The organism is Actinomadura sp. 6N118 (genome assembly GCF_044326415.1).
Classification (GTDB): Bacteria; Actinomycetota; Actinomycetes; order Streptosporangiales; family Streptosporangiaceae; genus Spirillospora.
In genome coordinates this window covers 107,732-120,535 of record NZ_JBIRAZ010000012.1, presented here as the reverse complement: position 1 = coordinate 120,535, position 12,804 = coordinate 107,732, and the positions used below count along the sequence as shown (strand labels likewise).

General features: G+C 71.3%; 12 protein-coding genes. 3 read left to right on the top strand and 9 right to left on the bottom strand.

Features of this window, described 5'->3' with window-relative positions; translation table 11 throughout:
- Nucleotides 1–2: 2 nt before the first annotated feature.
- Nucleotides 3–1,430 carry an aldehyde dehydrogenase family protein gene (locus ACH34W_RS29460; RefSeq protein WP_395964364.1) on the top strand — a complete coding sequence of 476 codons (1,428 nt, stop codon included), beginning with the start codon at nucleotides 3–5 and terminating at the stop codon, nucleotides 1,428–1,430.
- Nucleotides 1,431–1,496: 66 nt separating this feature from the next.
- Here the strand turns inward: ACH34W_RS29460 and ACH34W_RS29455 are convergent, their stop codons facing one another.
- Genes ACH34W_RS29455 through ACH34W_RS29420 form a run of 8 tightly spaced genes read right to left on the bottom strand, consistent with a single transcriptional unit; the run spans nucleotide 1,497 to nucleotide 8,368 of the window.
- Nucleotides 1,497–2,549, bottom strand: coding sequence for an alpha/beta hydrolase (locus ACH34W_RS29455; protein ID WP_395964363.1), 1,053 nt, complete (start codon nucleotides 2,547–2,549; stop codon nucleotides 1,497–1,499).
- 53 nt (nucleotides 2,550–2,602) lie between these two features.
- Nucleotides 2,603–3,064 (bottom strand): SRPBCC domain-containing protein, encoded by a 462-nt coding sequence (locus ACH34W_RS29450; RefSeq protein WP_395964362.1) that lies wholly within the window; start codon nucleotides 3,062–3,064, stop codon nucleotides 2,603–2,605.
- A complete protein-coding gene (locus ACH34W_RS29445; RefSeq protein WP_395964361.1) occupies nucleotides 3,061–3,303 on the bottom strand; it encodes a hypothetical protein in 243 nt (80 codons plus the stop codon). The genes ACH34W_RS29450 and ACH34W_RS29445 overlap by 4 nt, the downstream gene beginning before the upstream one ends.
- 39 nt (nucleotides 3,304–3,342) lie before the next feature.
- Complete coding sequence (locus ACH34W_RS29440) at nucleotides 3,343–4,665, bottom strand: ABC transporter substrate-binding protein (protein ID WP_395964360.1); 1,323 nt, start codon at nucleotides 4,663–4,665, stop codon at nucleotides 3,343–3,345.
- Nucleotides 4,662–5,807, bottom strand: coding sequence for a branched-chain amino acid ABC transporter permease (locus ACH34W_RS29435; RefSeq protein ID WP_395964359.1), 1,146 nt, complete (start codon nucleotides 5,805–5,807; stop codon nucleotides 4,662–4,664). Before ACH34W_RS29435 ends, ACH34W_RS29440 begins: the two co-directional genes overlap by 4 nt.
- The gene (locus ACH34W_RS29430; protein WP_395964358.1) at nucleotides 5,800–6,690 is read right to left on the bottom strand and encodes a branched-chain amino acid ABC transporter permease; all 891 of its coding nucleotides are present in this window, start codon (nucleotides 6,688–6,690) and stop codon (nucleotides 5,800–5,802) included. Before ACH34W_RS29430 ends, ACH34W_RS29435 begins: the two co-directional genes overlap by 8 nt.
- Nucleotides 6,687–7,553, bottom strand: a complete 867-nt coding sequence (locus ACH34W_RS29425; RefSeq protein WP_395964357.1) for an ABC transporter ATP-binding protein — start codon at nucleotides 7,551–7,553, stop codon at nucleotides 6,687–6,689. Before ACH34W_RS29425 ends, ACH34W_RS29430 begins: the two co-directional genes overlap by 4 nt.
- On the bottom strand, nucleotides 7,550–8,368 hold the full coding sequence (locus ACH34W_RS29420) for an ABC transporter ATP-binding protein (protein ID WP_395964356.1): 819 nt from the start codon (nucleotides 8,366–8,368) through the stop codon (nucleotides 7,550–7,552). Before ACH34W_RS29420 ends, ACH34W_RS29425 begins: the two co-directional genes overlap by 4 nt.
- A gap of 206 nt (nucleotides 8,369–8,574) precedes the next feature.
- On the opposite strand from ACH34W_RS29420, the gene ACH34W_RS29415 reads away from it, so the two are divergent.
- The gene (locus ACH34W_RS29415; RefSeq protein WP_395964355.1) at nucleotides 8,575–9,807 is read left to right on the top strand and encodes a PucR family transcriptional regulator; all 1,233 of its coding nucleotides are present in this window, start codon (nucleotides 8,575–8,577) and stop codon (nucleotides 9,805–9,807) included.
- Here ACH34W_RS29415 and ACH34W_RS29410 read toward each other — a convergent pair.
- Nucleotides 9,689–11,281, bottom strand: coding sequence for a carboxyl transferase domain-containing protein (locus ACH34W_RS29410; protein ID WP_395964354.1), 1,593 nt, complete (start codon nucleotides 11,279–11,281; stop codon nucleotides 9,689–9,691). The two genes, ACH34W_RS29415 and ACH34W_RS29410, sit on opposite strands and share 119 nt — an antisense overlap.
- A gap of 98 nt (nucleotides 11,282–11,379) precedes the next feature.
- On the opposite strand from ACH34W_RS29410, the gene ACH34W_RS29405 reads away from it, so the two are divergent.
- A complete protein-coding gene (locus ACH34W_RS29405; protein ID WP_395964353.1) occupies nucleotides 11,380–12,798 on the top strand; it encodes an amidase in 1,419 nt (472 codons plus the stop codon).
- Nucleotides 12,799–12,804: the final 6 nt, after the last annotated feature.

The following is a 12,804-nucleotide window of genomic DNA, read 5'->3' as shown; positions in this document are numbered from 1 at the left end:
GCATGAACGTGACCCCTTTCTGGCTGGCCGGGCGCGCCGCGACCGGTGACGGCGAGCTGACCGTTGAACACCCCTATGACGGCCGCGTGGTCGGCACGGTCTCCGTACCGACCCCGGACCAGGTGGACGAGGCGCTGGCGGCGGCCGACGCGGTGCGCGCCGAGGCGGCGGCCCTGCCGGTCCATGTGCGCGCGGAGGCCCTCGCCCATGTGTCACGCCGGCTGGCGGAACGGTCCGAGGAGATCGCCAAGCTGATCACCGCCGAGAACGGCAAGCCGCTGATGTGGGCACGGATCGAGGTGAAGCGGGCGATCTCGACGTTCCGGTTCGCCGCCGAGGAGGCCCGGCGCTGGAGCCCCACGACGCAGCGGCTGGACACCGAGGAGGGCGGCGTGGGCCGGATGGCCTACGTCTCCCGGGTGCCCAAGGGCCCGGTGCTCGGCATCTCGCCGTTCAACTTCCCGCTCAACCTGACCGCGCACAAGGTCGCGCCGGCGATCGCGGTCGGCGCCCCGATCGTCGTGAAGCCCGCCCCCGCGACGCCGCTCTCGGCGCTGCTCCTGGGTGAGCTCCTGGCCGAGACCGACCTGCCCGCGGGGATGTTCTCGGTGCTGCCGGTCCCCAACGACCGAGCGGCCGCGCTGGTCGAGGACCCACGGCTCCCGATCGTCTCGTTCACCGGCTCGGTCCCGGTCGGCTGGTCGATCAACGACCAGGTGCCGCGCAAGCACGTCACGCTGGAGCTGGGCGGCAACGGCGCCGCGGTCGTGCTGCCGGACGCCGACCTCGACTGGGCCGCGTCGCGCATCGGCCTGTTCAGCAACTACCAGGCGGGCCAGAGCTGCATCGCGGTGCAGCGGGTCTATGTGGACCGCGCGGTGTACGACGAGTTCGTGCCCAAGCTGGTCGAGACCGTGAACAGCCTGGTCACCGGTGACCCGTGGGACGACAAGACCCAGGTCGGCCCGCTGGTCAGCCAGGGCGCCGCCGAACGGGTCGAGTCCTGGGTCGGCGAGGCCGTCGATTCGGGCGCGAAGGTCCTGGCCGGGGGCACCCGCGAGGGCGCCGCGTACGCCCCGACCGTCCTGGCCGACGTGCCCGCCGACGCCAAGGTCGTCCGCGAGGAGGTGTTCGGCCCGGTGCTGCTCGTCCAGCCGGTGGACGGTGTGGACGAGGCGTTCGAGCGGGTGAACGACTCCAAGTTCGGCCTGCAGGCGGGCGTCTTCACCCGCAATCTCGACATCGCCTTCCGCGCCCACCGCGAGCTCCAGGTCGGCGGCGTCATCATCGGCGACGTCCCGTCCTACCGCGCCGACCAGATGCCGTACGGCGGCGTGAAGGACTCCGGCGTCGGCCGCGAAGGTCTCCGTTCGGCGATGGCCGACTACACCGAAGAGAAGATCATGGTCCTCACCGGCCTGCCCCTCTGACGTCCTCTCCGGCTCTCCGGCATCGCATCACCCGGCGGGACCGCCCCTCACGGTGGTCCCGCCGTGTCATTCGCGGCGCGCGATGGCGAGGCCCATGCGGAGGGCTCCCGCGGCTTCGGAGACCGCCTCGGCGAAACGCCCGCCGAGGCCACCCATGTTCGCGAAGCCGTGGATGAGGTCCTCATGCCGGCGGAGGACGACCGGCACGCCCGCGTCGGCGAGCCTGTGCGCGAACTCCTCGCCCTCGTCGCGAAGGGGGTCGAAGCCCGCGGTGGCGAGATAGGTGGGCGGGAAGCCGCTGACGTCGTCGGCCAGCAGGGGTGAGGCCTTGACCTCCGTCCGCCGTTCCACCGGGATGTACTGGTCGGAGAACCAGATCATGTCGGGATCGGTCAGGTAGAAGCCCTCCGCGAACAGATCCCGCGAGCGCCGGCGGCCTGACAGGTCGGTGACCGGGTAGAAGAGCAGGGCGAACGCGGGCTTCCGCTCGGCGTGATGGCTGACGACGGCCGCGAGGTTGCCGCCCGCGCTGTCGCCGCCGACGGCCACCGTGTGCGGGTCGGCGCCGAACGACTCGGCGTTCTTGACGGCGTGCTCGTACGCGGCGAGCGCGTCGTCGACCGCCGCCGGGAACGGATGCTCGGGCGCCAGCCGGTAGCCGACCGACAACACACGGACGGCGGCGTTCGCGGCCAGGTGGCGGCAGAGGGAGTCGTGGGTGTCCAGGCTGCCGAGCAGGAATCCGCCGCCGTGGTAATAGACCAGCAGGGGCGAGCCGGAGGGCAGGCCGGCCGGGGTGTAGAGCCGCGCCGGGATGCCGTGATCGCCGTTCGGAAGGGTCAGAGCGCGGGTGCCGACGCCCTCGACGGGCCTGCCCTCGATGAGCCTCTGGCTGCGTTCAAGGCGGCGCCGGGCGACGTTCACCCGCCTGTCGCTGAGTCCCGCACCCTCCACCTTGGCCAGGGCGAGCAGGAGTTGCGCCTCAAGGGCGAGCCGCTGGCCGTCCCGCCTGACCTGGCGCCCCGCGATCAACCGGCGGACCGGGGCGGGCAGCGCGTAGACGGTGCGGACGGCGAGGTTCACGGCCTGGGGCGGGATCAGATCGGTCGGAAGCGGCATTGGACCTCCAGTCGAATATCCGCCGATCGTAAACCAACGCGGCGGAGCGGACATCAGCCGAGGGCGCCGATCGCCTTCTCCCAGGACCGCAGGAACTCCGGGTACCCGGCGGCGAACGCCCGCAACTCACGTTCGCCATCGGGCGAGAGGGCGGTGAGCTCGTACGTGACCCGCACGGAGGTGCCACCCTCCCGTTCGGCGAGCTCGACGGTGACCGTGCCGGCGCGCGAGCCGGGAGTGACGCGGGCGTACGAGACGCGACGGCCGACCTCACGGTCGAGCACGATCCAGGTCGTCGTCTCGCCATCGGACGTGGTCTCGAAGACCGTGCCCGGCATGGTGTCGTCGGGCACGGGCACCGGGAAGCGCGGGCGCCAGCCCGCCACCCACCGCTCCTCGCCGCGCGGCGTGAAGAGCTCGAACGCGTCGGCCGGACGCAGCGTGACGCCAAGGTCGCCGGTCAGCGTGACGGAGGCGCCGCTCAGCTTGTCCCGGCTCATTTTGTCCTGGCTCATTTCTCCTCCAGCAGGTGCGCGTCGGCCGCGGTGAGCGTCAGGCCGTACACCTCCTTGAGCTGCTCGATCTTGCCTAGCGTCTCGGGCGAGAAGGGTGCCTTGCCCTCGAAGGCGTGCAGCGCGATGCCCTCGACGAGATCACCCAGGGACATGTCCAGATACTCGGCCAGCCCCTTGAGGACCTTGAGCACGTTCCGCTCGATCCGCAGTCCGGTCTGCTGCCGTTCGTCTGTTACCACGGTAACATGGTAACAGACGAACGGCAGCGGCTTACTGAGCTATGACCCTGCGGGGACCTCGTACGACTTGGCCATGTCCGACTCGGTGGCCTGACGCTGGATCACCAGGCCGCCGAGCGCCTTGGCGTCGGTCCGCAAGATGTAGGTCTTGCGCGTGGCGGGCTGGTCGGACTTGCTGAAGTCCATCGGCGTGCCGAAGCCGTCGTCGTAGGTGCTGCTGGAGCGGTGCGCCTTGATGATCCCGGCGCGGCTCAGGTCCTTGGCCGTGCAGGCCTTCTTCAGCGCGTCGGTGAAGAAGGCGGCCGAGGTGTAACCGTTGACGACCGCGTTGTCACGCGGCTGGCCCGGGTACTTCTTGCCGTACGCGTCGGCCAGCTTCTTCTGGGCGGGCAGGTCCGCACCGATCGGCGCACCGGCACTGGCCATGTAGAAGTCCTTGAGCAACGCGGGCGCCGCCGGGGTCTGCAGCAGCTGCGGTGCGAAGCCGGAGTTGCTGGTCACGATCGGAACCATCATGCCCTTGGCGCGGGCGACACCGGCGAGCGAGGCCGACTGCTTGGGCCCGGCACTCATCAGGATCGCCGTCACCCCGGCCTTCTTGAGCGCGGCGACCTGGGCGCTCATGTCGTTGTCGGTCGCCTTGATCTTCTGCTCGATCAAGGTGAGGCCGAGCTTGCCCGCGGCGTGCTTGGCGCCGTGCAGCGCGCTCTCGCCGTAGTCGCCCTCGAAGTAGACGTGCCCGATCTTGTCGCCCTTCTTGACGCCCTTCTCCTTGGTGAGGAAGTCCAGGGCGTTGATCATGTCGATGTCGTACGTGGTGCCGCTGACCTGGATGGACTCGCTGCCCAGCAACGTGGTCGACCAGGCCATGGGGACCACGAACATCTTGTCGGTGGTGATCCGGCCCTTGAGCGCGGTCACCATGGGCGAGCCGATGAACTGCGGGATCCCGGCCACGTCGGCCTGGAGCTCGCTGTAGGCCGACATCGCCCGCTGCACGTCGTAGCCGTGGTCGCGGACCACGGCCTCCACCTTGCGGCCGCACACCCCGCCGGCCGCGTTGACCTCCTCGAAGTACAACTGCTGCGCCTGCGTCAGGCTCTTGCCCAGCGGGGCGTAGACGCCGGTGAGATCGCTGACGATGCCGACCTTGATCTTGTCTGCGGTCACACCGGGGCCGAGCTTGACGCCGTCCGCGCCGGTGCCGCCGGACCCGCCGGTGGCCTTGTTGCTGCACCCGGTGGCGGCGGCGAGCACGATCGCCAGCGCCGCCGTCGTCGTCCGCAGCGCAGTTGAGCTGAGCCCTGCTGATCTGAGCCCTGTTGATCTGAACCCTGTTGATCCAAGCCCTGTGCGCTTCATGCTGGTTGTTCCTCTTTTTCGAGTCGGGGCAGGGTACGCGGGGCCCTGCGGGCGGCGAAGACCATGCGGAGCCGGGTCCACAGGCCGAGCAGTCCGCCGGGCAGGAAGAGGACGACGGCGACGACGGCGGCGCCGTACAGGATGCGAGAGGCCTCGGCAGGCGAGACGCCGCCGGAGCCGGGTGCGGCGACCAGCGGGAGGCCGTCGCTGTAACGGGTGAGCACCTGGGGCAGCAACGACACGAAGACCGCGCCGATCACCGCACCGGCCGCGGTGCCCAGACCACCGATGACGATCATGGCCAGGTAGTCGAGGGACAGGAACATCCCGAAGTACTCGGGCACGGTCCGGCGGAAGATGAGGGCCAGCAGCGCCCCCGCCGTTCCCGCGTACATCGACGACAGCACGAAGACGCCGGCCCGGTAGCGCGCCACTGGCACGCCCATCACCGACGCGGCGACCTCGTGGTCGCGGATGGTGTTGAGCGCCCGGCCCGGCCGGCCGCGCAGCACGCCGCGCGCGAGCCAGGCGGCGAGCACGAGCAGCACCAGCCCGAGGAACCAGAGCCGCTCCAGCGCGCCCAGCGGCACGTTGAAGACCACCAGCTCCGGTGAGTCGTCGAAGACGATCCCGGGCAGTTCCAGCGGCGGCACGTTCCGGCCGTTGAAGCCGCCGGTGACGCTCTCGGCGTTGAACAGCACGTGCTGCCCGATGAAGATCAGGGCGAGCGACGCGATGCCGAGATAGGTGCCGCGCAGCCGTCCCGCGATCGGGCTGAACAACCCTCCCGCGATCCCGGCCATCACCACCGCGCCGACGAACGCGACCGGTGTGGGCAGCCCGAGCCCGGTGAGCTTGGTGTCGGAGTCCGCCGCCAGGAACACGTATCCGTACGCGCCGACCGCGAGGAAGAACGCGTGGCCCAGGGACAGCTGGCCGGTGGCTCCGGTCAGCAGGTTGAGCCCGATCGCGCCGATCGCCGCGGAGATCGCGAACAGACCGGTCTGCAGCCAGAACGAGTCGAGGTAGAACGGGAAGGCGAGCAGGACCGCCGCACCCACCACCGCGAGCGGGAAGGCAGGCCTGCGGAGGGCCGCCAGCCGGTCAGGTGAGGCCGGCCCTGCCTGTGCAGCGTCAGACACGGGTCAGCTCCCTCGTCCCGAAGAGCCCGGCGGGCCGGATGAGCAGGATCGCGAGCATCACCAGGAACGGCGCGACCTCGCCGATGCCGCGGCCCATGAAGGCCAGGTCACCCTGGTAGCCGGTGACCAGCGACTCGGTGAGCCCGATGATCAGGCCGCCCGCCAGCGCCCCGGTGGTGGAGTCGAGCCCGCCGAGGATCGCGGCCGGGAAGGCCTTCATCGCCGCGAACGACGTGCTGCGGTCCAGGCCGGGTGTCGGGAAGACGGTCAGGAACAGCGCGGCCACGGCGGCCAGGGCACCCGCCACCGCCCAGGCGCCCAGCGACACGCGGGAGAGCCGGATGCCCATCAGCGCCGCCGTCTCGCTGTCCTCGGCCGCCGCGCGCATCGCCACGCCCCACGAGGTGTAGCGGAACGCGAGCAGGAATGCCGAGATCAGCACGGCCGCGGTGACCAGTGCCGCGATCCGGGTGTGCGCGATGCTGACCCCGCCGACGGTGTAGATCCCGTTCTGCCAGGGATCGCCCAGCGTGAGGACCTCGGTGCCGATGCGCCGGGTCAGCTCGGTGGTGAGCATGATGTCGACGCCGATCGTGACGATCGCCAGCACGGCGTGGTTCTCGACCGCGGCGCGGCGCAGCACCAGGAACTCCACCAGAGCGCCCACGACGGCCGCGGTCGCGATTCCGGCGACCAGCGCGAGCAGGAACCCGATGTCGTCGTGCAGGATCGCCGTCACGTATCCGCCGACCAGCAGCAACGACGCGTGCGCGAAGTTCACCACCTCGGTGGCCTTGAAGATGATCACGAACCCGAGGGCGATCAGCGCGTACACCGATCCCACCGACAGCCCGTTGACCACCAGCTCAATGAAGGTCGTCAAGCCCGTTCCTCTGCTTTCTCCTGCTCGGCGCCTGGTTTCCGCTGCCCGGCGCCGGCCGTCAGGTCCGCTGCGTCCGCCGTCAGGTCCGCGGCGTCGACGGTGTGCGCGGCGCCGAGATAGGCGCGGATCACCGCCGGGTCACGCTGGACCTCGTCCGGCGTGCCGTCGGCGATACGACGGCCGAAGTCCAGGACCGTCACCCGGTCGGCGAGCTTCATGACCATGCCCATGTCGTGCTCGACGAGCAGGATCGACAGGCCGAGGTCGGCCCGCGCGGCGACGATGACCTCGGCCATCCGGCGCCGCTCGTCGCCGTTCATCCCGGCGACCGGCTCGTCCAGCAGGAGAAGCCGCGGTTCCATGGCCAGCGCCCGGGCCAGCTCGACCCGCTTTTGCACGCCGTACGGGAGCATCCCGACCGGGGCGTCCAGATACTCGCTCACACCGACGAACCGGGCAATCTCCCGGACCCGTCCCCGGTGCCGGGCGTCCTCGCGCCGCGCATGGGGCAGCCGCAGTCCCGCCGAGGCGAACCCCGCCCGGGTCAGCCGATGGCGCCCGAGCATGAGGTTGTTCTCCACGTTCTGCAGTGACGACAGCGCGATGTTCTGGAACGTGCGGGCCACACCCAGCGCCGCGATCTTGTGCGGCGGCAGCGTGGTCAGCTCGGCATCTCCGAACCGCACGCTGCCCTCGGTGGCGCGGTAGACGCCGGACAGCACGTTGAAGCAGGTCGACTTGCCCGCCCCGTTCGGCCCGATGACCGCGTGCACGCTGCCCTCCGGCACCGTAAAATCGACCGCGTCCAGCGCCGTGAGCCCGGCGAACCGGACGGTCAGCCCGTCAACGATGAGCTCGCTCACCCGACCCACCTCTCCAGCGTGGGCGGCCGTTCGAGCCGCAGCTTTTCGCCGGCATCCCCGTCGCCGCCTTCTCCTCCGATGGCGACGCCGAGGTAGCGGCGCCGGATCTCGTCGCTGGCTGCCAGCTCGGCGGCCTCGCCGTGCAGGGTCACCTCGCCGACCTCCAGGACGTGCGCGGTGGTCGCCAGCTCCAGGGCGAGCGCCGCGTTCTGCTCGATGAGCAGCACGGCGGTGCCCTGCCGGTTGATCTCAGTGATCGTCTCGCTGATCCGTTCGGCCATCAGCGGCGCCAGCCCGAGCGTCGGCTCGTCCAGGAGCAGCACCTTCGGCCGGGCCATGAGCGCCCGGCCGATGGCCAGCATCTGCTGCTCCCCGCCGGAGAGCAGTCCGGCCCGCTGCTTGGCGCGTTCGCCCAGCACCGGGAACAGCTCCAGCACCCGTCCGCGCGATTCGGCCACACCCGACCGGTCCGGTGCGCCCAGCGCTCCCGCCTTGAGGTTCTCCTCGACGGAGAGCCGCCCGAACACCCGCCGACCCTCGGGCACCTGCACCACCCCGGCCGCCACCACCGCCGCCGGGCGCAGTCCGCTCAGGGGGCGGTCGCCCAAGCTGATCCCGCCGCTGTCCACCGTGCCGCGATGGAAGGGCAGCGTGCCCGAAATGGCCCTGAGCAACGTGGTCTTGCCTGCTCCGTTGGCCCCGAGCACGGCCGTCACCGACCCTTCGGGCACCTCCAGGGACACCCGGCTCAGCGCCCGGACGGCCTTGCCATAGCTGACCGAAAGATCGCGGACAGCGAGCGCTCCGCTCGCCATAGGCGCCTCCCATCGTCGTGTGGCAGGCACCACAACATGGGACACCGGACACCGTCCATGGGGCGGAGCCAAGTCGGGGCGGGCGTCCAATGGAACGGCATTCGGGTTGTGCGGAGCGCACAGCATGTGGGCGAATCCGCCCTGACACCTAGTGATTTCACGGCAACTCATGCCACAGTGATGCGGATCACTCATGGGAGGACGTCATGCCGCCTACCAGCACCGATGCCCTCGCACCGCGCGTCCAGGACCCGGGTCTCAAGGCCGCCAACGCCCTCGCGGCCTCGGCCACCGGCGCCCTCCTGCTGCGCGTGCCCGACCTCACCGACCGCCTGGTCGCGGAGGTCCTGGCGGAGGACCCGGCCTACGGGGAGTTCGTGCCCAAGGACGAGTTCTGGGAGTCGGTCCGCGACAGTCTGGAAGCCGGCATCGAGCAGATGCGGCGGAAGGCCGCCGGTGAGCGCGAGGACCTCTCAGTGGCCGAACGCACCGGACGGCGCCGCTGCGAGCAAGGGCTCCCGCTGGAATCCCTCCTGCGCAGCTACCGGATGGGCGGCCGCATCATCTGGGAGGCCCTGATCCAGGTCGTCTCCGAAGAGGACCCCGACTCCCTTCAGGTGCTGCTCCGCTACGCGAGCACCGTCTGGCACACGATCGAGCTGCAGTCCACCGTCGTCGCCGAGTCGTACCGCCGCACGGAGTCCGAACTCCTCAGGCGCAGCAGCGAACGCGTCCAGGCACTCCTGGATGCCCTTCTCGACGGCCGTGGCGCCGATCCCGGCCTGGCCAAGGCCGCCTCAGCGGCGCTCGACCTCCCCGAACACGGCCGCTACGCCGTCGTCGTCCTGCGGGTGTCCACGCGCGACAGCGGCTTCGAACGCCCCGAGGAGATCGGCGGGCTGCGCTTCGTCTGGCGGATGCGCACCGACGCCGAGGTGGGGGTGGTGTCCCTTGGAGAACACGACGTCGAGGACGTCGTCACCGCCCTCCAGCCCCTGGTACGCGGCGAGGCAGGGGTCAGCGCGGTCATCGACGGCCTGGCCGGACTCGGCCGGGGCCGCTGGCTGGCGGAGGTCGCCCTCGGCACCTGCCGTCCGGGCGATCATCGGATCGTCCGGCTCGACGGCAACCTCCCGGCGGCCCTCGTCGTCGCCCAGCCCGAGCTCGGCGACCTGCTGGGCTCCCAGGTCCTCGGCCCACTGGCCGACCTCGACCCGACCGACCGGGAGATCCTGCTGGAGACCCTCGCCACCTGGCTGGACTCCGAGGGCTCGGCCATCCACACGGCGGGCCGCCTCTACTGCCACCGCAACACGGTCTTCAACCGCCTCCGCCGCCTGGAGCAGCTGACCTCGCGCTCGCTGCACCGCCCGAGGGACGTCGTGGAGCTGGCCCTGGCCCTGGACGCGGCCCGCCTGGTCCTCCCGCGCCAAGGGTGATGTAGCGGGCTTGGCGGGCGGCCGGATCGGCGCCCGGAACGCCGAGGAGCGCGCGTTCGAGGGCGGCGGCGGCACGGCGGCAGAACCGCTCGGGTTCGTCGGCTGCGTCCGGATGTTCGCCGACCAGCTCGTCGACGATGCCCTCACGGAGCAGGTCGGCCGAACGGACGCCCTGAGCCTCTGCCATTTCCGGGGCACGGCCGGGCGTCCGGTGCACGATGATCGAGGCTCCTTCGGGCGGCAGCGGCGACAGCCAGGCGTGGCGGGCGGCCAGCACCCGGTCGGCGGGGAGGAGGGCGAGCGCGGCGCCGCCCGTTCCCTCCCCCAGGAGAAGGCACAGGCTGCGGGCAGGAAGCGTGATCATGTCGGCCAGGCAGCGCGCGATCTCGCCTGCCAGCCCGCCCTCCTCGGCCTCCGCGGAGAGCACCGCGCCGGGGGTGTCGACCACGGTGACGAGCGGGAGGCCCAGCTCGGCCGCGAGGCTCATGCCGCGGCGTGCGACGCGAAGCCCGGCGGGGCCAAGCGGGTGGCCCGTGCGCTGGCTGTGGCGATCCTGGCCGACCAGGACGCAGGGCACCGAGCCGAACCTGGCCAGAGCGAGGAGCAGACCCGGATCCGCTTCGCCCTGGCCCGTGCCGGAGAGGGGCGTGACCCTGGTGGCCCCGTACCGGAGGAGCTCCCGGACACCCGGCCGGCCTGGCTTGCGGGAACGTTCGATGGAGTCCCAGGCCGAGGTCTCCACCGGTTGGGCGGGCGCCTCGGCGATCAGCTCGGGATCGGCGAGCGGACGGGTGCAGAGGACGTCCAGGGCGTCGGCCGCGATGTCCGCCAGCTCGTCCACCCCGACGACGGCGTCGACCAGGCCTTTTGCCGCGAGGTTCTCAGCGGTCTGGACACCGGCCGGGAACGGCTCCCCATGCAGCCCTTCATAGACGCGGGGGCCGAGGAACCCGATCAACGCGCCGGGCTCGGCCGCGGTGACATGGCCGAGGGACCCCCAGGATGCGAAGACGCCGCCGGTCGTGGGGTGTCGCAAATAGACGAGATAGGGCAGTCCGGCGGCGCGGTGCCGCGTCACGGCGGCAGTGATGCGGGCCATCTGCACGAACGCGATCGTGCCCTCCTGCATCCGCGTCCCGCCGGAGGAGGGCGCGGCGAGAAGCGGCAGGCCGGCGGCGGTGGCGCGTTCGATGGCGGCGACGATCCGATCGGCGGTCGCGAGCCCGATCGACCCGGCGAGGAAGCGGAACTCCGACACCACGCAGGCCACGCGGCGACCCCGCAACAGGCCCTCGCCGGTGAGGACGGCCTCGTCGCATCCACTGCGTTCGCGGGCGGCGGCGAGGGCGGCGGCGTACGCGGACCCCGGCGCGGCGACGTCGGCGAGGTCGGTGTCCCAAGACGTCCAGCCGTCCTCGTCCAGTACGCGGCGCAGCAGGTCACGCGCACCCACCCGGTCCGCCCCTCCGGTCATGCCCACATCCTGTCAGCGGGCGCGCACACCTTGGCACCCCGGTCGGAGACAATGACCATGACACCTGCTCAAAGCCGTCTCGATCGAGAGGGACGCCCGTGACCGCTGAGCTCCACTTCGCCTCCGCCCGTGACCTCGTCCGCCGGATCCGCGCCCGGGAACTGTCAGCACGCGAGGTGACCGAGGCGCATCTGGCCCAGATCGAACGCACCAACCCGCAAGTGAACGCGATCGTCACGCTGCTCGCGGAGCAGGCTCTGGAGCAGGCGCGGGCCGCCGACGAGGCCCTGATGTCCGCAAGCTACGCGGGCCGGTTGCACGGGCTGCCGGTAGCGCACAAGGACACCCACGAGACGGCGGGGATCCGGACCACCTGGGGCTCGCCGCTGCTGGCCGAAAACGTGCCGGTGCGCGACGAGCTGGTGATCGAACGGATGCGCGCCGCCGGGGTCATCACGCTCGGCAAGACCAACGTGCCCGAGTTCGCCGCCGGGTCGCACACGTTCAACCCGATCTTCGGGGCGACGCTCAACCCGTACGACCCGGGCAGGTCCGCGGGCGGGAGCAGCGGGGGCGCGGCAGCCGCCCTGGCCTGCGGCATGCACGCCGTCGCGGACGGCAGTGACTTGGGCGGCTCGCTCCGCAACCCCGCCTCGTTCTGCAACGTGGTCGGGCTGCGCCCGTCGCCCGGGCGCGTTCCGTCGTGGCCCGCCCTGGCGAGCTGGGCCACGATGGGTGTGCAGGGGCCGATGGCCCGCAGCGTCGGCGATGTCGCCCTGTTGTTGTCGGTCCTGGCCGGGCCCGACCCGCGCAGCCCGATCGCGCTGGAGACCCCCGGCGAGGTGTTCACCCGGCCCCTGGAACGTGACATGACCGGTCTGCGTGTGGCCTGGTCACCCGACCTCGGCGGGCTCGCGCCGGCGGACCGGGAGGTCGTCGAGACCCTCGGGGCCGCCGTGAAGGTCTTCGCCGACCTGGGCTGTGTCGTCGAGGAGGACTGCCCGGACCTGGCGGGCGCGGACGAGGTCTTCCGCACACTGCGGGCGTGGCAGTTCGAGCTCGCCCTCGGCACGCTGCCGCAAGCCGGGCTTAAGCGGTCGCTCGTGGACAACATCGAGGTCGGCCGCGCGCTGACCGGGCCCGACATCGGCCGGGCGGAGGTTTTGCACACCCGGCTGTTCCACCGGGTGCGGGAGTTCTTCGAACGGTACGACGCGTTGCTGCTGCCGGTCAGCCAGGTCGTCCCGTTCGACACCGGGCTGGAGTACCCGGCCGAGGTCGCGGGCCATCAGATGCGCGACTACCTGGAGTGGATGGCCTCCTCGTATCTCATCTCGGCGACGGGGTGCCCGGCGCTGGCGGTGCCGGGCGGCTTCACCCCAGGCGGGTTGCCGGTCGGCCTGCAGATCGTCGGCCCGCATCGGGCGGACTTCGCCGTTCTGCAGATCGGCCATGCCTTCGAAGAGGCCACCCACCACGCGGCCCGCCACCCGGCCCTCTCTGAGCAGCACACCTAGCGACAC

Excerpts from the sequence above, each read along its gene's own strand:
- ACH34W_RS29460 (WP_395964364.1), top strand. The coding sequence starts at position 3 with ATGAACGTGACCCCTTTCTGGCTGGCCGGGCGCGCCGCGACCGGTGAC.
- ACH34W_RS29450 (WP_395964362.1), bottom strand. The coding sequence starts at position 3,064 with ATGAGCCAGGACAAAATGAGCCGGGACAAGCTGAGCGGCGCCTCCGTC.
- ACH34W_RS29420 (WP_395964356.1), bottom strand. The coding sequence starts at position 8,368 with ATGGCGAGCGGAGCGCTCGCTGTCCGCGATCTTTCGGTCAGCTATGGC.
- ACH34W_RS29440 (WP_395964360.1), bottom strand. The coding sequence starts at position 4,665 with ATGAAGCGCACAGGGCTTGGATCAACAGGGTTCAGATCAACAGGGCTC.
- ACH34W_RS29410 (WP_395964354.1), bottom strand. The coding sequence starts at position 11,281 with ATGACCGGAGGGGCGGACCGGGTGGGTGCGCGTGACCTGCTGCGCCGC.
- ACH34W_RS29455 (WP_395964363.1), bottom strand. The coding sequence starts at position 2,549 with ATGCCGCTTCCGACCGATCTGATCCCGCCCCAGGCCGTGAACCTCGCC.
- ACH34W_RS29415 (WP_395964355.1), top strand. The coding sequence starts at position 8,575 with ATGCCGCCTACCAGCACCGATGCCCTCGCACCGCGCGTCCAGGACCCG.